The organism is Ureibacillus sp. FSL W7-1570 (assembly GCF_038593265.1).
In the GTDB taxonomy this organism is placed as follows: Bacteria; Bacillota; Bacilli; order Bacillales_A; family Planococcaceae; genus Ureibacillus; species Ureibacillus suwonensis.
Genome location: NZ_CP151979.1, coordinates 298,399 through 322,340 on the forward strand (window position 1 = coordinate 298,399; position 23,942 = coordinate 322,340).

Below are 23,942 nucleotides of genomic sequence, written 5' to 3' on the forward strand. Positions count from 1 at the left end.
ATTTTTAGCACGAGAAAGGATGTCAAAAAATGACAACTACAGCGGATTTATTAGCAATTAATGCAATCCGAACTTTATCCATTGACGCGATTGAAAAAGCGAACTCAGGGCATCCAGGACTTCCAATGGGTGCGGCTCCAATGGCTTATACATTGTGGACGAAACAAATGCGCCATAATCCGAAAAATCCGAATTGGTTCAACCGCGACCGTTTCATTCTTTCCGCAGGTCATGGATCCATGTTGTTATACAGCTTGCTTCATTTAAGCGGATATGGCTTGGACATGGAAGAAATTAAAAACTTCCGCCAATGGGGTTCAAAAACGCCAGGGCATCCTGAATACGGCCATACTGTAGGAGTGGAAGCTACGACTGGTCCCCTTGGACAAGGCATTGCGATGGCAGTAGGTATGGCAATGGCTGAGCGCCATCTCGCAGCGATGTACAACAAACCGGGGTACGATATAGTCGACCATTATACCTATGCCCTTTGTGGTGACGGAGATTTAATGGAAGGTGTCGCTGGCGAAGCGATTTCATTGGCCGGACATCTGCAACTTGAAAAATTGATCGTCCTTTACGATTCCAATGACATTTCATTGGACGGCGACCTTTCAAAAGCGTTTTCTGAAAATATTCAAAAACGTTTTGAAGCGTGCGGCTGGAATTACTTGCGTGTGGAAGATGGCACAGATGTGGATGCCATCAATGAAGCCATTGCAAAAGCGAAACAATCCAAAGGGAAACCTACATTAATTGAAGTCAAAACAATCATTGGCTACGGTTCACCAAATAAATCAGGCAAATCCGACGTACACGGTGCGCCATTAGGAGCCGACGAACTTAAATTGACGAAGGAATTTTACGGCTGGAACCATGAGCCATTTAATATTCCGGAAGAAGTTTACGAAACATTCAAAACGGCCATTGAAGCAATTGGAGTACAAGCTGAGGCTGAATGGAATGCAACATTTGAAAAATATCAAAATGAGTATCCGGAACTTGCAAAACAGTTCATTCAAGCAATGAATAGTGAACTTCCTGAAGACTTTGATGCAGAGCTTCCTGTTTATGAAGTTGGCAAATCCATTGCGACCCGCTCTTCTTCCGGTGAAGCGATCAATGCTTTAGCGAAAAAAATCCCATACTTCTTCGGTGGAAGCGCCGATTTGGCAGGTTCCAACAAAACAACAATCAAAGGCGGCGGCGACTTCTCAGCACAATCGCCGGAAGGGCGCAATATTTGGTTTGGTGTTCGGGAGTTTGCAATGGGCGCTGCATTAAACGGAATGGCATTACACGGCGGATTACGCGTATTTGGAGGTACATTCTTTGTATTTTCCGACTATGTTCGTCCAGCTGTCCGTTTGTCCGCATTAATGGGATTGCCGGTCACTTATGTGTTCACTCATGATTCCATCGCTGTTGGTGAAGATGGCCCAACCCATGAGCCGATTGAACATTTGGCTTCATTCCGTGCAATGCCGAATGTTTCAGTGATTCGCCCGGCGGATGCCAACGAATCCCGTGAAGCATGGAAACTGGCGATTCAATCAAAAGACCAACCAACAGTCCTAGTATTGTCCCGCCAAAACTTGCCTGTGCTTGAGAATACGGCAACATTGGCGAAAGATGGCGTTGCAAAAGGTGGTTATGTCGTATCACCGGCAACGAAAGAAACACCGGATGCAATCTTAATTGCCACTGGTTCCGAAGTTTCTTTGGCTGTTAAGGCCCAAGAAAAGTTGCGTGAAGAAGGAATCGATGCATCGGTTGTATCCATGCCTTCCATCGACCGTTTTGATAAACAATCCGATGAATATAAAGAGTCCGTATTGCCTAAAGCCGTGACAAAACGCTTGGCGATTGAAATGGCTTCTTCATTGGGTTGGCACAAGTACGTCGGCACTGATGGAGACGTGCTTGCCATCGACAAGTTCGGTGCGAGCGCTCCTGGGGAAGTTGTGATGGAAAAATACGGATTCACTGTTGAAAATATCGTGAATAAAGTAAAATCCTTATAAAAATATAAAGAGCATCTCCATTGAGGGGATGCTTTTTTTATTGAACAAGCAATATTGAATAGCTATTATTTTAAAATTATTTTAAATAATTATTATTTTAATATATTTCAGCTTAAATATATTATGCGTAAAATTAAATTTTTATCAGATTTTTAAAATATATTAATAAAATTTTTTTATAAGCGTAAACGTTTGCATTTTCTCAAAAAAAGGAGCATGATAGGTTCATAAGTTTTGTGACGGACTAGTTGCAACGGCTTATAATCTATAAATTTTGGAGGGAAACGCATGATTTATGCAAATCCGAACACACAAGGTGCTCTAGTACATTTTAAAGATCAATATCAAAACTTTATTGGCGGCGAATGGGTTCCTCCAGTAAAAGGTCAATATTTAGAAGTCATTTCTCCGGTGACAGGAAAAGTGTTTACAACCGTTCCACGTTCATCGGCAGAGGATATCGAGTTGGCGCTTGATGCGGCGCATGCTGCAAAAGACGCTTGGGGAAAAACGTCTGTCGCTTACCGTGCACAAATTTTAAATAAAATCGCGGATCGCATTGAAGAAAACCTCGAAATGATCGCCGTTGCAGAAACTTGGGACAATGGGAAAGCGGTTCGTGAAACGTTGAATGCGGATATCCCTCTCGTGGTTGATCATTTCCGTTACTTTGCAGGAGCCATTCGCGCTCAAGAAGGCGGAATCAGTGAAATCAATGAAGATACAGTCGCATACCACTTCCATGAACCTTTGGGTGTTGTTGGACAAATCATCCCTTGGAACTTCCCGCTTCTGATGGCCGCTTGGAAAATCGCTCCGGCTTTGGCTGCAGGTAACTGTATCGTGTTGAAACCGGCTGAACAAACACCTGCTTCCATTTGTGTATTGCTTGAATTGATTCAAGATTTATTGCCAAAAGGCGTGTTGAATATTGTTCAAGGTACGGGTATCGAAGTGGGCAAACCTCTTGCAACAAACCCGCGCATTTCAAAAATCGCGTTCACCGGTTCAACAGCAGTTGGCCGTTCCATCATGCAATATGCTACAGAAAACATCATACCTGTAACATTAGAGCTTGGCGGAAAATCACCTAATATTTTCTTTGAAGATATCATGGATCAAGATGATGAATTTTTAGATAAAGCCATTGAAGGTTTTGTATTATTTGCGTTAAACTCCGGAGAAATTTGTACATGTCCATCCCGTGCATTAGTACAAGAATCCATCTATGACAAATTCATGGAAAAAGTGATGGAACGCATTAAAGCAATCAAAATTGGCAACCCGTTAGATACTGAAACCATGATGGGTGCCCAAGCTTCCAAACAACAATTGGATAAAATCCTTTCTTACATTGAAATTGGTAAACAAGAAGGTGCGGAATGCCTCATCGGTGGATACCAAAACAAATTGGAAGGTGAATTGGAAGGCGGTTATTACGTAGCGCCTACGGTATTCAAAGGCCACAACAAAATGCGTATCTTCCAGGAAGAAATCTTTGGACCGGTTCTTTCTGTCACTACATTCAAAGACTTTGATGAAGCGATTTCAATCGCCAACGATACATTATATGGTTTGGGTGCCGGTGTATGGTCCCGCAACATTGAAACGGCTTATAAAGCAGGCCGCGCCGTTCAAGCAGGCCGCGTTTGGACGAACACTTATCACCAATACCCAGCCCATGCCGCATTCGGTGGTTACAAACAATCCGGTATTGGCCGTGAAAACCATCTTATGATGCTTAGCCATTACCAACAAACAAAATGTATTTTAGTCGGTTACAATAAAGGATCAATGGGCTTCTTCTAATGCGAAAAGTCATTGCCACAAAAGTTGCCATGGACATGATACAGCATCTTAAAGCAAAACACGGAGAGCTCATATTTGTTCATTCGGAAGGTTGCTGTGATGGAACTTCCCCCATCTGTATGAAAAAAGAGGACTTCTATCTAAGCAGCCAGGATGAACAGATTGGAGAGGTTATGGAAGGGGTGCCTTATTACATGCATCGTTCCAATCTCCCGTACTGGCAACATCTGCAGATGGTGATCGATGTGGCCGATGGAATCGGCAATTCCTTTTCCCTGGAAAGCACCGAAAATAAATCCTTTATCATCCAAGCAAAGAAATTAGCGGAATAAAATTATAATAAGCTGCCCTTTTTGTACATTTGTAAGGGGTAGCTTATTTTTTGTTTATCGTTAGAGGGCGGATGCGAAAATGAGTAACCTTATTTACCATATTACATGCATCGGGCGAATCTCCCTTACTGGCAGCATTTGCGTATTGTGAAAGACGTAACGGATGGAATCAGCAATTCCTTTTCGTTGGAGAGCACGGAAAATAAATCCTTTGTCATTCAGGCGAAAAAATGGGAAGAATAAAAAACTGCCCTTTTGTGCTGGTCACAGAAGGGCAGTTTGACCACATACATAATGTGATTGATTACTGATTGCAATGAAAAGGTACAGCTGAAAATTTTCCTTGCTATAGATCGTCTCCCATGGACCATTTTCATCATGGAATGGAGGCAATCTATCACTTCACCAATCCGTTTTGAAAAGCATAAACCACTGCTTGGGTCCGATCTTGCACTTCCAACTTGGCGAGGATGTTGCTCACATGGGTTTTTACCGTTTTTAGCGCGATAAACAATTCATCGGCAATTTCCTGATTGGATTTTCCTTTGGCTATGAGCAGCAACACTTCCATTTCCCGTTCGGTCAGTTGCTCATGAAGAGGGCGGCTGCCCGTATTCCGCATCCGATGAATCATTTTTGAAGTGACTTCAGGTTCTAACACCGATTCCCCTTGGACGGTTTTCCGGATGGCATCCGCAATTTGCTTTGCATTGGACGTTTTTAAAATGTAGCTGATGGCGCCGGCTTCCAATGCGGGGTAGACTTTATCATCGTCCAGGAAACTGGTCACCATCATGATTTTCGCTTCCGGCCACACTTTCAAAATTTCCTGCGTCGCCTCGGCTCCGTTCATGACAGGCATGACGTTATCCATCAAAATAATATCAATATTCGGCTTCAACTGGAGAACCTTTTCCACTGCTTCTTTTCCATTTTCCGCTTCTCCCACAACGGTCATATCCGGTTGAGCGGAAAGATAAGTGGAAACACCGATACGGACCATCTCGTGGTCATCGGCAATGAACACCCTAATCATCGATTGCACCTCCCGTTTCCTTTTCGGACAATTCGCCTTCCTCCGACTCTTTCTCTTCTTTATTCAAAGGCACTTTCACCTCAACAATGGTTCCTTCTCCGGGAACGGAAACAATTTTATATTTCGCTCCGATTTCCACGGCTCTTTCGGCAATGTTTTTCAAACCGTATGAAGTGGAGTTGGTTTCTTCATTCATATCAAATCCGCGGCCATTATCTTGGATTCTCAAAATGGCCAGGTTGTCTCTTTCAATTAACAGCATCTCCACTTCCGTCGCTTTGGCATGGCGCAATGTATTGGATAACGCTTCTTGGGCGATGCGGAATAAATGATCTTCCTCCGCTTTCGACAACTTGATTTCCTCGATTTCATATTCGATGTCAAAATTGACCTTTTGTTTCAGTTCGAAAATTAAATCTTTCAACCCTTGCGCCAAGGTATTATTATTTAATGCAATTGGACGGAGATGCAATAGCAATGCGCGCATTTCCAGTTGGGCCTGCTGCACCAATTTCTCAATTTGCACCAATATTTGTTTTGCGTTTTCTGGAGGGGTATCCATTTCCGTAATCGATGACAATAACATGGATGCCGCAAATAGCTGCTGGGAAACGGAATCGTGAAGTTCCCTTGCAAGTCTTTGTCTTTCCGCCACGATCCGTTCCTGGATGATTTTGTCGCTTGCTTCCGCTTTTTCATTGGATAGGCGTTGCAGGCTCTTTCTTTGAGTTTCAATCAATTCATTTGTTTCTTTTAACGCTTTTCTCAAAGGATAAGAAACGTTGCGCTTTAATGTGAAATCCGGTTCAGCCAATTGCTTTACATATTTCAGCGTAATGAATTCTTTCGATTTTACCGAAATCATCCACCATAAACTAATAACAAAACTGATGAAGAACACGCCACAAACAATGATGACACCAAGCGGCATGCCATTATAAGTGTTTTCCCATAAAGGGCTCCACGCTGCAGCATTCGGAACATCATATAATAAATAGAAAACACCAAAAAACATGCTTATTAAAATGATAGAGATCATAAGGGTGCGGAATAGAAGTGATATCATTTCCGAATCACCTCCACATCCCCAAGCCATGTGGCTATATGAATCACAAGTTTTCTTTTGGCGTTTGTCACATCGCCATCTTCAAAAGTAATCCTTTCATTCCATAACCGTTTCGGAGGATGATGCAATAGTTTCGCTTCTCCAATCAGAGTTGAATATTGAAGTTTGAATGGCACTTCATAAGGCAAAATGATCGTTACTTTCCCAATTCCCTGGCGAATGGTGATGACAGAAGTGCCGGCTGGCAAAATGGTTTCTGTCACATCGATGGTGTAATCCCCAAGGAAGTTTTGAATCTGAATATCTTGCCATTTATAATGTTCCATTGGCATGGAAGAGGGGAGAACCAAGTCATTTTTTTGAACGGTACCCAATTCAAAATGCCGGGCTTCCACTTTGACTTCTTTTTGATGATTTGTTGCCTGTTTATACAAAATATAAATTAATACACAGACGACGAAAAATCGCAGACTCCAAATGGTTATAATGGCAACTAAAATAAAAGAGGCGCCTATCCAAAAATAGACTTTTTTTCCTTTGGCAAAACTACGATAAAGAAAAAATGCCCCCAACAAGAGAAAGAAGGCGCCACCGTTATTGAAAACTGTGAGCTCTACAAAAACAATCAGCAACATGATCAAAAATACGGTTATCAGCTGTTTCGTTGTGAAACGGTTCAAAGTGGCCCCTCCCTCAAGATAAGCGAAAGTTCATAATAATAAAGAGGCTGGGACAAAACTAGCTTCTAGATAGGAAAAAGGAGAATTTGAGCCAACTCAAATTCTCCTTTTTCCATTTATCCCCATTATTTTTGGTTAGTTGATCTTTGTTGGCCGTGTATTTTCGTAAATTCACGGCCATTAAGGCAATGCCCATTTCATTTTCCACTTTCGATTTTCCTCGAACGGAAAATCGAGTGAAACGCAAATTAGCCTTCAAGAATCCAAAAACTGGTTCTACGTCTATTTTACGTTGACGGAAAATAGAACCAGCTTTTTCTTCTGAAAGCTTCGCTCTTACATATTCTTTTTGTTGTTCCCATTTTTCATTCACCATGACCTTTCGGTGATTGCCTTCCTTTGCTTTTGTGCATGATGAACGAAATGGACATCCTGAACAGTTTTCACATTCATAGATTTTCAATTCTCGTTTGAAACCAGTCTTATCTGTACGTACAGAACGATAACGGAAGGTTACTCGCTGCTGATTTGGACAAATGTAGGTATCACTTTCTTCGTCGTACATCCAATTGTCTGGATGAAATGGATTTTGTTTATATTTCTTCTTTTGTTCTTTCTCATACATGGTATATGGAATGAGTGCCTCACATTTTCGATTCGAAAGGATGTCTTCATAGTTTTGTTCACTACCATAACCAGCATCTGCGACAATATACTTTGGCAACGGAAAATAATCCTTTTCTATCTTATTCAAGAACGGAATTAATGTACGTGTATCAGTAGGATTTGGAAAGATGCTATAAGCTAGTGCGTATTGACCTTCTGTTGCGATTTGTACGTTGTATCCAGCCTTCAATTGACCGTTTTTCATATAGTCGTCTTTCATTCGCATGAACGTCGCATCTAAGTCTGTTTTGGAATAACTATTCCGTTCACCCAAGATTTCGAAGTCTTTTTGATACTTTTGTTTACGTAAAATCAAGTCAATCAACTGTTTGTACACTCGCTTCGGATATTTCCGTTCGCTTCTTAATGCTTTTCGTTCTGTGGCATCGGGCGATGCTTCTATCTTTTGGTCATATTCCGTAATCACTTCATCGACTTGTTGCACCATTTGAGCGAGTTCTTCAACGGACAGTTCTCCCTCATTTTCCCGCTCCATTTCAGGGATGATTTCCTTCTCTAACAGTTCGTTGTAGAGCTGATTGGATTTTTCAATTAAGCTTTGGTTGTATTTTTCAATGGATTTCTTCCATACGAAAGTAAATTTATTGGCATTCGCTTCAATCTTCGTACCATCGATAAAAATGGCTTCTTGATCGATTAACTTTTCTTCCACCAGTTGGCAACGGAATTGGACAAAACATTGACGAATTAATTCTTTTACTTCCGGATGCACACGAAAACGATTGATCGTCCGATAACTTGGTTCATATCCTTGTGCCAACCACATCATTCGTATACTGTCCTTTAATAGCGCTTCAATTTTTCGACCTGAAAAGACAGACTGCGAATAGGCACACAAAATAATTTTTAGCATCATGCGTGGATGATAAGCAGGACAACCTGTATTTCGAAGAAACGGCTGGAAGGCTTCATCTGGAATACTTTCAACTAAATGGTGGATGTGGAAGGCAATATCATTTTCTTGTAATTTTATTTCTAAATCTAAAGGCAAAACTAATTGATTCATGTTATAATATTTAAACATAAGGACACTTCTTTCGTTAAAATTTTTGGGGTTGGATACTTAAATTTTAACAGAAGATGTCCTTATTTTTATTGAAAAAATGAAGAACAGCCCATGAAATTTTATTCCAAAATTTCATGGGCTGTTTCCATTTTAGAGGGGGTTTTGTCCCAGCCTCTTCTCGTTTTCTTCATTATATCACGGTTCGACCGTTTCCTTCGAGGACGTGTTTGCCTGTTTTTGTTCGAGCAGTGCCAAGCGGGTTTCCAATTGGGAATATTCATAGTTCTTCTCAATCTTATTGGATAATTGGTCGATATAAGATGAGAGGTTTTGGAAATCCATGTCGTTTGAATCGAATACGCGGTTCATTTTCACATTAGCTCGGACGACATTTTCTTTCCCCATTAATTGCAATTGTCGAACTTTTATATCTTCAATTTTATGTTTCATCATTTCAAATTTTTGTTCCAATTGAATATATTCTTTGTTAGCTTGATCCAAACTTTCGAGCAAAGTCAATTGGCGTCTTTTATAGCTCTCCACTTCCTGGGTTGCAAAGAGAATCAAATCCTCTTCTCCGCTTGCTTTCGCCAACTCCAATTGGTTGGTTCTTTTCTCCAGCATGTTCCCTGTCTCTTTTAATTTTTGCTCCAATTCTTCTTTTAACCGTCTTTGTCTTTCTAACAATTTGCCAGTTTGCTCCGTCATTTTTTCGGCTTCGCGAATATACTGGTTCAGCATCGCCACCGGATTTTTCTCTTCTTTTTTATCAAATAGCGCGTGCAAATCCGCTTCCAACGTATACCGGAATCGTTTGAATAAATTCATTAAAATCTCTCCTTTTTTTGTATTTTTGACCATTCATTTTCAAAGTTTGTGAATGGATCTTCTTCATTCATTGCAATCGATACCTCTTCATTTTTCCATTGTTTATACAAAACATATAAGAGGATGATTGACACAAGCCCCAAAAGTGCCGGGATATTGGATACGGCCATCATAATTCCGATCAAGCCGATGAGGATCCAAAGCACCTTGCTGACAACAGACCGGCTTTTGACGTAATAATGCATTCCAAGAAAGATGAATGCCAGGGAAAAAGCAAGTCCCATCAGTGGCCCTAAAGTGGCGAGTACGACGCAAACTAAAACGATTGCGAGAAGCAGCAGAAGCAATTTTTTCATATTCATTCTCCTTTCATCATTGTACTTTCATGTTACAATTCAACTTGTTTTCTCAAAACGACCTTGAATTGTATTTTCCCCTAAGTCTTGAGACCGAGTGACTAAGTGTGGTTTATATGGGAAAGAAATGGGTATACATTTTTAAAATCAACCTTTACAAAAATGAGATTTATAAAAGTTTTTTATTGTTGAATAGGTAGTGATTTCATCGGATTTTGACAAAAAAAAATCTATTATTGGGACAAGTTTTGACAAAATATTCGAAATCTTTAAATTATAATGAAGTCAGAAAGGAGGACAAGCGGATGAGAATCTATTCAATCTTTAACATAAAAAAACAATACCAGTCATTTGTCTTTGGAAGGGAAAGAATGCTGCTAGAGATGGTAGCAAAAATCGATGACGAGCAAGAGTCCTCTGCAAAAAAGCAATTAAGTTACATTTGTGAGCCTATGGAAGGAAATGTAGAGGGAAAAATTTATGAACATCTTCAAAAATGTTTTCCTGCAATGCGTTGGATGGACGGTTATTTAGGATTTGAACATAAATTAAAAGGGCGAATTAAAATCAAGGTTTTTGAATATTATATTGAAGCGATATGTGAAGGATCGCGCATGCTTGATTTGGATCTGTTTCAATGCTTGAGCCAAATCAATGATTCATTTCTTGCGTTTAATAAAGAGGAATACGAATGTGGTTGGTTAAAGCCGGTGAAATATGCGTCCTATTAGGAAAATTTGAAAACCCTGTTGTCACCGAACGTGCAACAGGGTTTTCAGGGAATTGAGGGGATCTTATTTAAGAAAGGGGATATGTTTACTTATATAAAATATATATAAGTGCAAACAAGGAAGAATTAATCAGCGACTGCCAACAGTTTTTTATGTGTCTCTTTCAATTGGTTCGCAATCTCTTCGATTTTACCTAATGTTTCGATGCGTTCTTGCTTTTGTTGTTCAATGGCTTGTTGAAGCGTGATTTCAATTTGTTTTTGGGCGTTGGCGAAAAGATCTAATAGCGCATTGTTTGGTTTCCATGCAAGGTTTTGAGCTTTATCTGTAATTTCTTGGACACTTTCAAGCCATTTTGACACTTCATCAAACTGACCTTCTTTGCCCAATTCCTTTAAGCTGTTTTCAAGTCTTTCTTGCCACTCTTTGGAAGCTTTTTTTGCTTCTTCTTCAATAGCATTGATGGCATTCACAGAAGACTCAATGAACTCTTTTTGAACATTAAATGCTTGTAGAGCTCTTTTTTCGAAATCTTCTTGTACTTTTTCGATTGTTTTTAAGCTATTAACCCAGCTGTCCCATACTAAATCTACACCTTTTGCAATTTGCTCTTTTGCCATTACTTGATTTCCTCCTTTAATGTAACGAGAAATTTAATTTATAATGAATGCATTTTGCAATGCATACATCCGAATATCAAGATTGGGGTTGTTCCTCAGGTGTACCGGAATGTTGAGCTTTTGTTTTGCGAGTGCGAGTGGTTTTAGGTTTTGAAGAGGATGCTGCGGCTTTTACTTTGGTTGAGGCTGTGTTTGTTGCTGCGGATGTTTTTTTCGTTTCTTTAGGAGTTGCTTCGACTTTTTGCTGCGATTGAAAGGTGCTGCCTGTTGAAAAAAATGGGTTATATAAATTGAAAAATTGATTTAACAGCTTTTGATATTCACTCAATGAATTGGCCCACATATCCAAATATTTTTCTCCGGCTTCTGTGATGGAATAAATGCGTTTGGCAGGGCCCCCGGAACTTGTATCCCAAACGGAAGTAACCAAATTGTCTTTTTCCAGTTGTCTTAACAGGCGATAGAAATTTCCATGATCCAATGATTCAATACCGAATTTCGTAATTTTCTCCATCAGTTCATAACCATGGGTATTAAATTCTCTCAAGTGCAATAACATGATCGGAATCAAAAAGTTTTTCGGCGCACCAATACTTGGACTTTTCGGCTTCTTTTTTTCATCTTTCGATACCAATATTTTTACACCGCCTTCTGCTATTTACTTATATATGTAATTTACACTTATATGTAAACTTTGTCAATTGTTTTTTGAAAATTTAAACAACATTTTTTCAGGAAAGTTCACAATTTTGTGATATATTCATAAGAATGAAAAAAATACATAAATAATATATTAAAATATGTTGTTTTTATAACAAAGAAATTTTAGTGGAGGAGATGATGATCCTTGACCCAATCATCCTTTGATGTGTTTACATTATGGAAAGAAATTTATAACAAAACGGAAAGTGTATGGCAAGAGACGATTCAAGAAACCCTCGAAAAGAAGTCCTTTGCTGAAAGTTTAGGTCAAATTCAAAGCCAATATGTTCAATATCAAGAACTTGTCAATAAAATGACGGAAAGCTATTTGAAACAAGCGAACATTCCTACCCGGGACGAAATCGCGAATGTGGCTTCTTTAATCATTAATGTAGATTCCAAAATCGACCAATTGGAAGATGAGTATGATTTGCAACGGGAGAAGATCCAAAAAGAAATTGACAGCCTTAAAAAATCCGTTTCTTCGTTGGAAAAGAAATTGGATAAAGTCATAGATCTATTGACCAAAACGTTGGAGCTGGCTGAAGAATCGAAGGCTTCAGTGGCCGCTACCGCCAATAAAACGGTTTCAAAATAATACTTTTATTAAAATAGAAAAATATGATGAGAAAGGGAGACTGTTTTATGACGACTACAGTATTTGAAGTAGAAAAGGTAAATGCGTTAAAACCATTGGAAGGAAAAGTGGCGATTGTTACAGGCGCATCCCGTGGGATCGGGGCGGAAATCGCAAAAGTGCTGGCCAGAAATGGTGCAACGGTTGTAGGCACATATAACAACAGCCCTAAGCATATTCAGGACGTGGCAAAAACGATTGAAGAAGAAGGCGGAAAATTCCATGCATTGCAAGCGGATGTCTCTGTTTACGAAGATACGGAAAAACTTGCAGCCGAAGTGGTTGAAAAATTCGGCAAAATTGATATTTTGATCAACAATGCCGGGATTACGAAAGACCGTACATTTAGAAAAATTTCGAAAGAAGAATGGGACGCTGTCATCAACGTCAACTTGAATGGTGTTTTTAACGCAACCAAAGCAGTGATAAAGCATATGATGGACCAAAATTATGGACGCATTGTGAACATCAGTTCCATCGTCGGCCAAGCTGGCGCCTTTGGGCAAACAAACTATGCAGCAACGAAAGCCGGTATTTTGGGTTTCACTAAATCCCTTGCTTTAGAAACGGCATCGAAAGGAATCACCGTAAATGCAGTGTGCCCTGGATATATTGGAACAGAAATGGTGGCGGCCATGCCGGTAGAAGTGTTGAACAACATCATTGCGAGAGTTCCAATGAAACGATTAGGTGAACCGAGCGAAGTGGCTCAGGCGGTATTATACCTGGTTCAGGCGGATTATGTGACAGGCCAGGCAATTGCGGTAAACGGCGGCCTATATATGTAACACTTTGTCGGAAAGATTGTTGGGAGGGATTATGTGGTTACTGTTGATACAACACCAATTAAAGAATGGTATGATAGCTTGCCAAAAAATGAAACGCTTGAAAAGTTGAAACGTTTTAATGAAGTATTGTTCACTGATCCGGATCCGCAAGTGGGTCAAACACCAAAAGAAGTGATCTGGACAAAAAATAAAGCGAAACTTTACCGTTATCAGCCGAATAAAGAAAAAACGAATAAAGTCCCTATATTGATGATTTATGCACTTATTAATAAACCTTATATTTTGGATTTATATCCTGGAAACAGTTTAATCGAATATTTAACGGACCGCGGTCATGACGTGTATCTTTTGGACTGGGGTACAGCCGGTTACGAAGACCGCCATATGAAATTGGAAGATTATATTGTCGATTATATTCCACGGGCGGCCAAAAAGGTGCTGAAACATTCCGGCGCCAAAGAAATCACGATGTTTGGTTATTGCATGGGCGGTACAATGACGGCCATTTTCACAGCCCTCTATCAAAATAAACTGCCAATCCGGAATCTGATTTTGCTGACAAGCCCAATCGATTTCCAAGATGCAGGACTTTATACCAATTGGTTGGATAAACGTTACTTCAAATTGGATAATATTGTTGAAACTTTTGGAAATGTCCCATTTGAATTCATTGACTTTGGCAATAAGTTGTTAAATCCTTTATCAAATACTGTAGGTGTTTATGTCAATGTCGCTTCAAACATTCAAAATGAAGAAAAAGTGCTCAATTGGAAACTGATGCAAAAATGGTTGAATGATGGTGTGCCTTTCCCTGGTGAGGCATATCGCCAATGGATACGCGATTTTTACCAAGAAAACAAATTGATTAACAATGAATTAGAAATCCGTGGGGAACGGGTATTGTTGTCAAATATTAAGGCGAATTTATTAAATATCGTAGCCACTCGAGACAATATCGTTTTACCGCATCAGATTGAACCATTAAATGAGAAAGTATCCAGCAAAAACAAAACGTTGCACGTTGTGAATGCTGGACATGTTTCAGTGATTACCGGAAAACGGGCAGTGGCTGAGAGATATCCATATATTGAACAATGGATTACTGAAAATTCCAAATAAGTCGGATTAAATGAAATTGCCGCATCCGAACGGTGTTTGAAATTCTCACAGAGAGTGTTTCAAATGCGTTCGGATTTTTTTGTGCAATAAAATGAGAAAATTTCGAATAATATATTTTGGAAAAATATCTTTATCTTATCAAGAAATTTGGTTACAATACAAAAGGTATGTATAGTGCATTCGATTTGAAAAACTGTGGAAAAGCTAGAATCCATAGTATGAATAGTGTATAATCCAACGTGGAGAGTTTTTCGCGGTATAAGTTGAGAAGGAGGTAAGTATTTTGGATACTTGGTTAGCAATATTGTTAATTATTGTTGCGTTAGTGGCTGGTGTAGCTTTAGGTTTTTACTTGGCACGTCAATCCATGATGAAATACTTAAAAGAAAACCCACCAATCAATGAACAAATGATTCGTGTGATGATGGCACAAATGGGACGAAAACCATCTGAAAAGCAAGTTCGTCAAATGATGGCTCAATTAAATAAAATTCAAGATAAGCAAAAATAATCATACAAGGTTGTCCTACATCGGAATTTATTCTGAAGGAGGATAACCTTTTTATTTATATTTAGCAACAGTTTAAGCTTGTGAAATTATATTGGGTAGATTCACAAGCTTTTTCAATTTCTTAAAATCTTCAACACGATTGGTTGGATATGACATTTATCACATAATTTTCATTACATCTTCCCCTGTTTGAAATAATGTTATATTCACATAATAAAAACAGAGGTGAGGATGATGACACAGTCTGTTGCAATGAATCGTTCATATAGTAAAAAAGAAGAGTTTTGGAATGCATTAACCCATGGAATAGGTGCACTTTTAACCATTCCAGCATTGATTTTATTAATTGGAAAAGCACAAAGTACAGGAACGAAAGTGGAGCTTATTAGTTACATTATTTTTGGAGTCTCGATGTTTCTCCTTTACCTGGCTTCCACACTGTACCATTCAATTCCAAAACATAAAGTTTTTCTAAAAAAAATGGATCACAGCTCCATTTTCCTTTTAATTGCGGGAACGTATACCCCCGTCGCATTAATTGCCATCGGAGGAACAGCCGGGTGGACGCTTGTAGGGATTGAATGGGGATTCGCTGTTATTGGAATTATTTTAAAACAATTTTTTGTCCATCGTTTTAAAAGAACATCACTACTCGTTTACATCGGGATGGGATGGCTCGTCATCTTTGTTTTTCAACCAGTCATTGAATATTTGACGATCAAAGGTGTGTTGGTGTTATTAGCTGGCGGGTTAAGTTATACAATTGGAACGTATTTTTACCAAAATAAAAATATTCCTTATAACCACGCGATATGGCATGTATTTGTCATGGTTGGCAGCTTATTCATGTTTTTGGCAATATATCTCTTTTTATAACATGCGTACATTGGATGAAATAACATTCTCTCATTGAATTGAAAAAGCTCAATCTCTTGATACGCAGAGGTTGAGTATTTTTCATTTTTTATAGCATTCCCTTTACCAAATCGGTCATAAAGTGAAAGAAACTTTTCCACAAGAATGACTTAACACATCAAAAGCCCTCTTGCTGTTACGAGGGCGTCATTTGAGGAATCATCGGTTAACCATATCGTCTTAGCCGTTCTCTCTTTCATTCATCACATATTCTTGCAAAAAATTTCTTACCGTTTCCTCGTACTCCACCGGATTTTCATTGAAAGATTGGGCATGAAGACCGCGTTCAAACAATTTTAATCTTTTCGGACCTTTTTTCAATTCGTACATTTCTTCCGTCATTTGACAAGGGATGAACGAATCGGGAATGCTATGGATAAATAACACCGGCTTCTTAATATTCGGTACCACATCTTTGGGGGCTACATTTTTAAATCGGTATCCATCACGGAAACGCAGGAATAAATCTGCCAAATGGATTGGAATGTTTGGCGAGATGCGGGTGGAATTTTTGACGATATGCCGCAAAAGTTCTTCAAAATCTGAAAAAGCGCAATCGGAGATATAAAAATCCACATGATTTCCAATGGATCCCGCATATAAAAGCATTGTCGCCGCGCCCATTGATTCCCCGTGAATGCCCAGGATGGCTTCTTCCCCGATGACGGAACGAACCGTTTTGACAACGGCCGCTAAATCAAACTTCTCATAATATCCATAACTTGTCGTTTTTCCGCCGGATTCGCCATGTCTTCGATGATCGTATACAAAGGAATTGAACCCAAGCCTTTCAAACATGCGCGCATATTTGATCGAATTGATTTTGTTTTCGGTAACCCCGTGGCATATGATGACCGTATTTTTTGTCGGGCATGGTTGCAGAAAAATCCCTTTGATTGGGTAGCCGTTAGGGGAGTCGATGGTAAATTCATCTTTTTTTATGCTGTTGAACCATTTTTCATCAAATCGATTCGCTTTTAGTTCCCTGTCTAAAATAAATGCATCATCTTTTTTCTGGATATACATGAGTCGATTGGTTAAAGCAAAACCAAAAATCGTAGTGAGCACGCTTGCAATCGTTGTAATAATCGTAGAAAACCAGAATATTTTTTTCTTTTTCTTTTTCAATATAAGCACCTCCTCGCCTGATATCAAATTATGTATAACCACTAATATATTTCGGAAAGTTCGAAAATATCGCAAATGAACAAAAATTTTGTAGTAAAAGAACAAAATTTCACATATCATCTGGTAGAATAAAATTGCACGGTTTTGTTCCAATTTTTATACTGATATAATTATATTAACAGATTATGCAAAATCGTGTGCGATTGGAGTCTGAATAAAGGGGAGAAGTTCATGTTAGAAGAAGTTGTTATTGTAAGCGCAGTCAGAACAGCCATCGGTTCCTTCCAAGGTTCGTTAAAAGACATTCCAGCTCCGACATTAGGTTCGATTGTCATTAAAGAAGCTTTACACCGGGCAGGTATTGAACCAAATCAAGTGGATGAAGTTATCATGGGAAATGTACTTCAAGCTGGACTGGGTCAAAATCCTGCACGTCAGGCAGCCATTCAGGCAGGGCTTCCGGAAACGGTGCCAGCCATGACGATCAATAAAGTCTGTGGTTCCGGTTTGAAATCCGTGCATCTCGCGTCACAAGCGATTGCGGTAGGGGAAGCGGATATTGTGGTGGCCGGCGGTTTTGAAAATATGAGCCAAGCGCCATACCTTTTGAAAAATGCCCGCTCCGGTTTTAAAATGGGTGATCAAAATTTGGTGGATAGCATGATTCATGACGGCCTATGGTGCGCCTTCAATGATTACCATATGGGAATCACGGCGGAAAATTTGGCTTCCCAATATCATATTACGCGGGAAGAACAGGATGAGTTCGCGGCACGTTCCCAAGCCCGTGCGGCAAAAGCCATCGTGGAAGGTAAATTTAAAGAAGAAATTGTGCCGGTGGAAATCCCTCAACGAAAAGGGGATCCAATCATTTTTGATACGGATGAATTTGTTCGCCCGGGCACAACTGTAGAAAAACTATCCGCGTTGCGTCCTGCTTTCAAAAAGGATGGAACAGTCACTGCCGGGAACGCCTCAGGTATTAACGACGGTGCGGCAGCAGTTGTTGTGATGTCAAAGAAGAAAGCGGAGGAACTTGGAATCACGCCTCTTGCATCCATTGTCGCCAATGCCGCTGTCGGGGTGGATCCAGCAATTATGGGAATCGGGCCTGCTGAAGCGGTTCGAAAGGCATTGAAAAAATCAGATTTGACTCTTGATCAAATCGAATTAATTGAAGCAAATGAAGCTTTCGCAGCTCAATCAATAGCTGTGGATCGCGAACTTCACTTTGATTCTGATAAACTGAATGTAAATGGTGGGGCAATTGCCCTTGGACACCCAATCGGTGCGAGTGGAGCGCGCATTTTGGTTACGCTTCTTCATGAAATGAAAAGACGTGACGCGAAGCTGGGGCTTGCCACCCTTTGCATCGGTGGAGGACAGGGAGTTGCAACCATCGTTCAACGATAAGACTAAAGCAGGTGAACATGATGGCAAAAAAGAAAAAGCAACAATCTTCTCAAAAAACAATTGAAAACAATGAAGGAATTTCCCTTCAAGAACAACTGAACCAGGAAATGCTGGAAAAATTGAAAGCGGCAAAAAAAGAATTGCTTGAAGAAGAAAGAAAAAAAGAGGAAGAACGGCAAGCAAGACTTGAGTTTGAGAGAAAACAGCGGGAAAAGAATATGAGCTTTGAAGAATTGCTGGAAAAGTACGGAAATCAAGGCTCGAAATTTAGTTGACAGGTGTCGCGGAAAGGCGACACCTTTTTTATGACCGGCTACTTTTGCATAAAACCTCTGTTTCGGAGATGAGTGCTTCCGGTATTCAACGGCGTGGGTCCTCCGTTGCATTCCTGTTGTTGAAAGCGGATATTGGCGCAACCTCACATAAATCAACTTCCACTCAATAAAAAAACGCCCAACGCATCAACGTTTTTTGCGAAGGGCGTATGTGATAAACAGCATGATGAACCAAATTGGTGTGAGCATAACGGCCATTCTTGTTTCTTCGGACATGAACATAATAATCAACACGGCAACAAAAAATATTAAAATGGCATAGTTCATATATGGAGCAAGCGGCGCTTTAAAATGGGATTTTTTATGTAAATCCGGGTGTTTCTTTGTATAGATGATGTGTGAAATTAAGATGATGCTCCATACCCAAATAAAGCAGATGGCGCTGATTGTTGTCACCACTCCAAATGCTGTATCAGGAATGACGTAGCTTAATAATGCTCCGATGGAAAGAACGATGGCGGAAACAACAAGCGCATTCCCCGGGACAAAGTTTTGGTTCAGCTTTGATAGAAATTTCGGGCCTTGACTATGCTTGCTTAAATTGTACATCATCCGGCTTGTGGAAAATAAACCGCTGTTTCCGGCAGAAGCGGCAGATGTCAGCACAACGAAATTGATGATGCCGCCCGCCAAGGGAATACCCGCCAAAGCAAATACTTGCACAAAGGGGCTGTTGGCGGCGCTTAGCTCAGTCCAAGGATTGATGCATAAAATGACGAAAATCGCCCCTACGTAAAACAACAAAATCCGGATCGGAATTTTATTAATGGCAGACGGTATATTTTTCTCCGGATTGGACGTTTCCGCGGCTGCCACGCCCACCAGTTCGACCCCAACAAAGGCGAAGACGACCATCTGGAAAGCGGACAGGAATCCGGCTATCCCATTTGGAAACAATCCGCCGTAACTCCAAATATTGCGAATGGAAACAACTCCGGAATCCGTTTTAAAACGAATGATCAGCCAAAAAAGGCCAATGGCGATCAAAGCGACGATGGTAATGACTTTGATTAAGGCAAACCAAAATTCCAATTCCCCAAACAGTTTCACGGTTAAAAGATTCAAAACGAGTAATAGGATAATGGCAATCAATGCCGGAATCCATTGAGGAATGTCAAACCAATAACGGACATAAACACCGACGGCAATCACATCGGCCATCGCCGTCATAATCCAGCAAAACCAATAGGTCCAGCCTGTGACATAACCTGCCCACGGCCCAATTGTATCTGCCGCAAAATCGGTGAAGGATTGGTACCCGGCATTGGATAAAAGCAGTTCACCGAGGGAACGCATCACAAAAAATAGGGCAGTTCCAACGATTAAATAAACTAACAGTATGGATGGGCCCGCTTTGGAAATCGCAGCCCCGGAACCCAAAAACAGCCCCGTACCAATCGTTCCGCCAATGGCAATTAACTGGACATGGCGGTTTTTCAAATCTCTCTTTAATTCTCTCTGTTCCATTATGTTGCCCCCAAAACCAATGAAAAATCGTTTCAGTTTTGTTATCAATATTTTTAAATACATTCATCAATCCTATTGATGATAACTTTGAAATTTTATCAATAAACTATTTTATTTTCAATAATTTGTATAGAAATAGAATTATAAAGGGAATCTTCGAGTTGAAAATATGGACGAAAGGGGATTTTTTAATCAAAAGAGGGACTCGGGGTTTGTGATGGTTTGTTTTTGATGTAAAAAATATTTTATTTGTAAAAGATTGTGAATTTTTCGGAAATAATAAAAATTTATTTTATGGATTTTCAATTAGTAAGGAGTTAGTAAAAATTGATTGGAGAGACGGAAGGAGTGACCCTGTCAATCCGCTTCGAAGTGTCCCTGGGAACCCGGAGGAGCGTATGTGTAAACCTGATTCTGACCTCTGAGCGGAAATCCATTTTCAACGCTAAATCAAAAAACATCCTTTTCTTAAAAAGAGAAAGGATGTTTTTTGATTTGATCAAGGTCCGTGAATCAATCGTCTATCTATTCAATTCACGGACCTTTTCCTATTCCATAAATATTTTATAGTGGATATAACTTTTAGGCATAAAACAAAAGTGACAGCTCCAGCCGTATCAAGCAACACATCTTCAAACATGCCTGTACGGCCTTCGACAAGGGTCTGGTTATATTCATCCAATGCGGCAATGAAAAAAGTGCAAATGCAAGCGATGATGGAAGGAAATATCCATTTCAGTTTGCGGAATAGTAAATATAAGAGTACAGCAACAATTCCGTATCCGACAAAATGCATCGTTTTGCGGAATAAAAATTCAATGAAATAATAATATCCTCTCGTTTCAACCGAAATCGTCCGACCCCAGTAGCTCACTTCAATTTTGCTTAATAGTTCATAAAAAGGCTGATCGCGGAGCAATACCCTCAATTCCGGAACAATGGTCTGCTGTTCATAAGGCATGCTGGAAAGATAATATAAACCGAGGAGCGCAGCGGTTACGAAAAACAAATATTTTTTCATCGGTGATCCGTGTAAATTTCTTGTTTTGTGATGGTTTTGATGAAAGAAGTATCCTCGATGCTTTGGGCTTCCTCATAAGCTTTGATGTTTTCCAGCAGTTGTTCCTTCGTTCTTGCCCCCACGACAATGGATGCCACAGCAGGTTGGCTCAAATTGAAAGCGATGGCGGCAGGATGGACGGATCCAAATTCTTTCTCGATCTTTTCCAAAATCGAAACGAGTTCTTCTTTTGAGTAATTTAAATAAGAATCCACTTTTTCCACCCGTTTTTTCCATTCATCTGTCAATAATCCTTTTGCAATGGATCCTCTCGTCACAACGGACACTTTCTTTTCTTCAAAAAACGGGAACCATTCTTCCGGTCGGCGGTCGAAAATGCTGTATTGCATCATGTTGGAGATGCCATTGCTTCTTTCAAAGAACGGCTGGAACACGTTGGGGCGAATGGAAGAAATGCCGTATTCCCGGATGAGGCCTTCTTTCTTTAATGTCTCAAACGTTTCAATGATGTCATCCCACGGATCATCGATTGTTCCGCCATGAAGCTGGTATAGATCGATATAATCCGTTTTTAATCGGCGCAGGCTGTCTTTGATTCCTTCTTCGATATGTTCTTTCGAGGCATCCCAATACCAGCCGTCGCCTTTTTCATTCCAGCGGTTTCCCACTTTTGTGGCGATGTAGACTTGATCGCGGTACCGTTTTAAACATTCCCCGACAACTTCTTCATTGACGCCTTTATCATAAAGATCTGCCGTATCAAAATAATTGATGCCTTGTTCGATTGCTGTTTCGATCACCGGCCTTGCTTCTTCCACCGAAGCCGGCAAAGACATGCAGCCCAAGCTGATTTCTGAAATCTCAAAGTCACTTGTTCCCAATCTTCTTTTTTTCATGGAATCACCTGCATTCATTCTTTCATTTTCTATCACTAATGGTACAATGAATTCAGTATGAAGGACAAGCGAGGAATTGGTATGAAAAAATTTGAAGAAAAAACCGTTCAATCGACAGAAATTTTTAAAGGAAAAGTTGTGACATTAACAGTGGATGATGTGATTTTGCCAAACGGGAAACCTGCCAAACGGGAAATCATCCATCATCCGGGAGCTGTTGCAATCATTCCAATCACGAAGGATGGAAAGATTGTGTTTGTCGAACAATATCGGAAAGCGTTGGAACGCACCATTGTTGAAATTCCGGCGGGGAAACTCGAACCGGGAGAGGAGCCGGCCGTATGTGCAAGAAGGGAACTTGAAGAGGAAACGGGTTACGGTGCCAAGGAATTAACCCATATTCAGTCTTTTTATACCTCCCCTGGATTTGCCAACGAAATCATTCACCTTTTTGTTGCGAAAGATTTGTATAAAATTGAAGAGAAACGTGAATTGGACGAAGATGAATTTGTTTCCATCATCGAAGCTACCCTTGAAGAAGCGGAAGAAATGGTGAAAAATCAGCAAATCTATGATGCGAAAACGGCATTCAGTGTGCTTTGGTATAAATTAAACGAGAAGTAAGATTATGTAGAGCGAAATTTCGATAGAATTTACCAAATTTCGTACTAATAATACCCGTGGACGAGCATAAGCTGTTAACAACGAAAGGGGAAATGCTTATGTTTCGTTCCATTTATTTCATTCAATATGCCTTTTTATTGGCCATTGGCTTCGTCAGCGGCGTCATCTGTTTCCAAGCTTTTTCTTTGGACAAGTCTATGAATCTCATAAAATTGGTGGATCCAAGAGTGCTGGAGTTGACCGATGTCACAATTTGGCAAACGGCATTGCCGATACTGATTTGGGCATTATTTGTATTATTTTTTACCACTCACCCGTATCTTCATTTTTTTGCTAAACTGGTGGTAGCGATCAAGGCGACATTTTTCGGTTTTGGTTCGGTTTTTTTACTGACGCAGCAAGAGTCCATTCTCGTTTATAGTGTTTGGTGGTTTCCATTTCAGCTAATTTATTGTATCTTACTATTAGCGCTATGTTCCGTTTTTGGAACGAGAAAAGTAGGGACGAATCGTAAATTTGTATTTAATAAGAAATTATTTTTTACATTGGTAATGGCCTTTACAATGATGGGGTTGGGGGAAATGTTCGTGATTTCTTACATTATTAATTAACCCTGACCTTGTAATTAAAATTGGTCTTTTGTTATAATGGAATGTGTTTAGGAGGGCGTCATATGGAAAGCCGTATTGATCGTATAAAGAAGCAATTACATAGTGCTGGCTATAAACTGACGCCACAACGTGAAGCGACAGTAGCAGTACTATTGGAACATGAAGAAGACCATTTGAGCGCGGAAGACGTTTATTTATTGGTGAAAGAAAAAGCGCCTGAAATCGGTCTTGCCACAGTGTATCGCACTCTTGAGTTATTAACGGAATTGAAAATTGTCGACAAAATCAATTTTGGAGATGGCGTCTCCAGATACGATCTTCGACAAGAGGGTGCAAAACACTTCCATCATCACTTAGTTTGTATCGAATGTGGCTCAGTGGACGAAATTCAAGAAGATTTGCTGGAAGAAGTAGAAATGGTAGTAGAAAAACGGTGGAATTTTATTATCAAAGACCATCGGCTCACATTCCATGGAATTTGTCATCGGTGTCAAGAAAAGGGAACAATAGAAAATGAATAATCCCTAAATAGGAATCTCCTATTTAGGGGTTTTTTGTTCATCTTCATTGATAACTTATTCCAATTCCTACAAATATTAG

The 23,942-nt window shown here is 39.9% G+C and carries 26 protein-coding genes; 14 read left to right on the plus strand and 12 right to left on the minus strand.

Annotated features, from left to right (window positions below; translation table 11 throughout):
• Nucleotides 1–29 precede the first annotated feature (29 nt).
• The 3 genes from tkt to NST13_RS01490 all read left to right on the plus strand — a co-directional run bounded on the left by tkt (nucleotide 30) and on the right by NST13_RS01490 (nucleotide 4,165).
• On the plus strand, nucleotides 30–2,024 hold the full coding sequence (gene tkt / locus NST13_RS01480) for a transketolase (protein WP_342469752.1): 1,995 nt from the start codon (nucleotides 30–32) through the stop codon (nucleotides 2,022–2,024).
• 288 nt (nucleotides 2,025–2,312) lie between these two features.
• Nucleotides 2,313–3,833, plus strand: a complete 1,521-nt coding sequence (locus tag NST13_RS01485) for an aldehyde dehydrogenase family protein (protein ID WP_342469751.1) — start codon at nucleotides 2,313–2,315, stop codon at nucleotides 3,831–3,833.
• A complete protein-coding gene (locus NST13_RS01490; protein WP_342469750.1) occupies nucleotides 3,833–4,165 on the plus strand; it encodes a DUF779 domain-containing protein in 333 nt (110 codons plus the stop codon). Before NST13_RS01485 ends, NST13_RS01490 begins: the two co-directional genes overlap by 1 nt.
• 397 nt (nucleotides 4,166–4,562) lie before the next feature.
• Here NST13_RS01490 and NST13_RS01495 read toward each other — a convergent pair whose 3' ends face one another.
• The 6 genes from NST13_RS01495 to NST13_RS01520 all read right to left on the minus strand — a co-directional run bounded on the left by NST13_RS01495 (nucleotide 4,563) and on the right by NST13_RS01520 (nucleotide 9,824).
• A complete protein-coding gene (locus tag NST13_RS01495) occupies nucleotides 4,563–5,201 on the minus strand; it encodes a response regulator transcription factor (protein WP_342581222.1) in 639 nt (212 codons plus the stop codon).
• On the minus strand, nucleotides 5,194–6,267 hold the full coding sequence (locus NST13_RS01500; RefSeq protein ID WP_342581223.1) for a sensor histidine kinase: 1,074 nt from the start codon (nucleotides 6,265–6,267) through the stop codon (nucleotides 5,194–5,196). Before NST13_RS01500 ends, NST13_RS01495 begins: the two co-directional genes overlap by 8 nt.
• Nucleotides 6,264–6,947 carry a cell wall-active antibiotics response protein LiaF gene (gene liaF / locus NST13_RS01505; protein WP_342469747.1) on the minus strand — a complete coding sequence of 228 codons (684 nt, stop codon included), beginning with the start codon at nucleotides 6,945–6,947 and terminating at the stop codon, nucleotides 6,264–6,266. Before liaF ends, NST13_RS01500 begins: the two co-directional genes overlap by 4 nt.
• Nucleotides 6,948–7,005: 58 nt before the next feature.
• Nucleotides 7,006–8,658 carry an IS1182 family transposase gene (locus NST13_RS01510; RefSeq protein ID WP_232019826.1) on the minus strand — a complete coding sequence of 551 codons (1,653 nt, stop codon included), beginning with the start codon at nucleotides 8,656–8,658 and terminating at the stop codon, nucleotides 7,006–7,008.
• 177 nt (nucleotides 8,659–8,835) lie between these two features.
• The gene (locus tag NST13_RS01515) at nucleotides 8,836–9,468 is read right to left on the minus strand and encodes a PspA/IM30 family protein (RefSeq protein WP_342581224.1); all 633 of its coding nucleotides are present in this window, start codon (nucleotides 9,466–9,468) and stop codon (nucleotides 8,836–8,838) included.
• A complete protein-coding gene (locus NST13_RS01520; RefSeq protein ID WP_342469745.1) occupies nucleotides 9,468–9,824 on the minus strand; it encodes an ABC transporter permease in 357 nt (118 codons plus the stop codon). Before NST13_RS01520 ends, NST13_RS01515 begins: the two co-directional genes overlap by 1 nt.
• A gap of 305 nt (nucleotides 9,825–10,129) precedes the next feature.
• On the opposite strand from NST13_RS01520, the gene sirA reads away from it, so the two are divergent.
• A complete protein-coding gene (sirA, locus tag NST13_RS01525) occupies nucleotides 10,130–10,555 on the plus strand; it encodes a sporulation inhibitor of replication protein SirA (RefSeq protein ID WP_342469744.1) in 426 nt (141 codons plus the stop codon).
• A gap of 125 nt (nucleotides 10,556–10,680) precedes the next feature.
• On the opposite strand, the gene NST13_RS01530 is transcribed toward sirA, so the two are convergent.
• Both NST13_RS01530 and phaQ read right to left on the minus strand, forming a co-directional pair.
• Nucleotides 10,681–11,175 (minus strand): PhaP protein, encoded by a 495-nt coding sequence (locus tag NST13_RS01530; protein ID WP_342469743.1) that lies wholly within the window; start codon nucleotides 11,173–11,175, stop codon nucleotides 10,681–10,683.
• A 76-nt stretch (nucleotides 11,176–11,251) separates the two neighbouring features.
• Nucleotides 11,252–11,809: a poly-beta-hydroxybutyrate-responsive repressor gene (gene phaQ, locus NST13_RS01535; protein WP_342469742.1), complete on the minus strand. Its 558-nt coding sequence runs from the start codon at nucleotides 11,807–11,809 to the stop codon at nucleotides 11,252–11,254.
• A gap of 213 nt (nucleotides 11,810–12,022) precedes the next feature.
• Here phaQ and NST13_RS01540 point away from each other — a divergent pair, with 213 nt between their 5' ends.
• The 5 genes from NST13_RS01540 (at nucleotide 12,023) to NST13_RS01560 (ending at nucleotide 15,808) form a co-directional block, all read left to right on the plus strand.
• Entirely contained in the window at nucleotides 12,023–12,475 is a 453-nt protein-coding gene (locus NST13_RS01540; RefSeq protein WP_342469741.1) for a polyhydroxyalkanoate biosynthesis repressor PhaR, read from the plus strand.
• Between the two features lie 47 nt (nucleotides 12,476–12,522).
• Nucleotides 12,523–13,302 (plus strand): 3-oxoacyl-ACP reductase family protein, encoded by a 780-nt coding sequence (locus tag NST13_RS01545; RefSeq protein ID WP_342581225.1) that lies wholly within the window; start codon nucleotides 12,523–12,525, stop codon nucleotides 13,300–13,302.
• Between the two features lie 33 nt (nucleotides 13,303–13,335).
• Nucleotides 13,336–14,421: a class III poly(R)-hydroxyalkanoic acid synthase subunit PhaC gene (gene phaC, locus NST13_RS01550; protein ID WP_342469739.1), complete on the plus strand. Its 1,086-nt coding sequence runs from the start codon at nucleotides 13,336–13,338 to the stop codon at nucleotides 14,419–14,421.
• 283 nt (nucleotides 14,422–14,704) lie between these two features.
• Complete coding sequence (locus NST13_RS01555) at nucleotides 14,705–14,932, plus strand: YneF family protein (RefSeq protein ID WP_342581226.1); 228 nt, start codon at nucleotides 14,705–14,707, stop codon at nucleotides 14,930–14,932.
• 234 nt (nucleotides 14,933–15,166) lie between these two features.
• Nucleotides 15,167–15,808 carry a hemolysin III family protein gene (locus tag NST13_RS01560; protein WP_342581227.1) on the plus strand — a complete coding sequence of 214 codons (642 nt, stop codon included), beginning with the start codon at nucleotides 15,167–15,169 and terminating at the stop codon, nucleotides 15,806–15,808.
• A gap of 219 nt (nucleotides 15,809–16,027) precedes the next feature.
• On the opposite strand, the gene NST13_RS01565 is transcribed toward NST13_RS01560, so the two are convergent.
• Nucleotides 16,028–16,975 carry an alpha/beta hydrolase gene (locus NST13_RS01565; RefSeq protein WP_342469737.1) on the minus strand — a complete coding sequence of 316 codons (948 nt, stop codon included), beginning with the start codon at nucleotides 16,973–16,975 and terminating at the stop codon, nucleotides 16,028–16,030.
• A gap of 231 nt (nucleotides 16,976–17,206) precedes the next feature.
• Here NST13_RS01565 and NST13_RS01570 point away from each other — a divergent pair, with 231 nt between their 5' ends.
• Both NST13_RS01570 and NST13_RS01575 read left to right on the plus strand, forming a co-directional pair.
• Entirely contained in the window at nucleotides 17,207–18,388 is a 1,182-nt protein-coding gene (locus NST13_RS01570; RefSeq protein ID WP_342581228.1) for an acetyl-CoA C-acetyltransferase, read from the plus strand.
• 20 nt (nucleotides 18,389–18,408) lie between these two features.
• Complete coding sequence (locus NST13_RS01575) at nucleotides 18,409–18,663, plus strand: DUF3886 domain-containing protein (protein ID WP_342469735.1); 255 nt, start codon at nucleotides 18,409–18,411, stop codon at nucleotides 18,661–18,663.
• A gap of 186 nt (nucleotides 18,664–18,849) precedes the next feature.
• On the opposite strand, the gene NST13_RS01580 is transcribed toward NST13_RS01575, so the two are convergent.
• The 3 genes from NST13_RS01580 to NST13_RS01590 all read right to left on the minus strand — a co-directional run bounded on the left by NST13_RS01580 (nucleotide 18,850) and on the right by NST13_RS01590 (nucleotide 22,107).
• Entirely contained in the window at nucleotides 18,850–20,190 is a 1,341-nt protein-coding gene (locus NST13_RS01580) for an amino acid permease (RefSeq protein WP_342581229.1), read from the minus strand.
• Between the two features lie 529 nt (nucleotides 20,191–20,719).
• The gene (locus NST13_RS01585) at nucleotides 20,720–21,211 is read right to left on the minus strand and encodes a VanZ family protein (RefSeq protein WP_342581230.1); all 492 of its coding nucleotides are present in this window, start codon (nucleotides 21,209–21,211) and stop codon (nucleotides 20,720–20,722) included.
• A complete protein-coding gene (locus tag NST13_RS01590; RefSeq protein WP_342581231.1) occupies nucleotides 21,208–22,107 on the minus strand; it encodes an aldo/keto reductase in 900 nt (299 codons plus the stop codon). Before NST13_RS01590 ends, NST13_RS01585 begins: the two co-directional genes overlap by 4 nt.
• An 81-nt stretch (nucleotides 22,108–22,188) precedes the next feature.
• On the opposite strand from NST13_RS01590, the gene NST13_RS01595 reads away from it, so the two are divergent.
• The 3 genes from NST13_RS01595 to NST13_RS01605 all read left to right on the plus strand — a co-directional run bounded on the left by NST13_RS01595 (nucleotide 22,189) and on the right by NST13_RS01605 (nucleotide 23,863).
• Nucleotides 22,189–22,731 (plus strand): NUDIX hydrolase, encoded by a 543-nt coding sequence (locus tag NST13_RS01595; protein ID WP_342469731.1) that lies wholly within the window; start codon nucleotides 22,189–22,191, stop codon nucleotides 22,729–22,731.
• 98 nt (nucleotides 22,732–22,829) lie between these two features.
• The gene (locus NST13_RS01600) at nucleotides 22,830–23,342 is read left to right on the plus strand and encodes a hypothetical protein (RefSeq protein ID WP_342469730.1); all 513 of its coding nucleotides are present in this window, start codon (nucleotides 22,830–22,832) and stop codon (nucleotides 23,340–23,342) included.
• 62 nt (nucleotides 23,343–23,404) lie between these two features.
• Nucleotides 23,405–23,863: a Fur family transcriptional regulator gene (locus NST13_RS01605; protein WP_208649497.1), complete on the plus strand. Its 459-nt coding sequence runs from the start codon at nucleotides 23,405–23,407 to the stop codon at nucleotides 23,861–23,863.
• Nucleotides 23,864–23,942 lie beyond the last annotated feature (79 nt).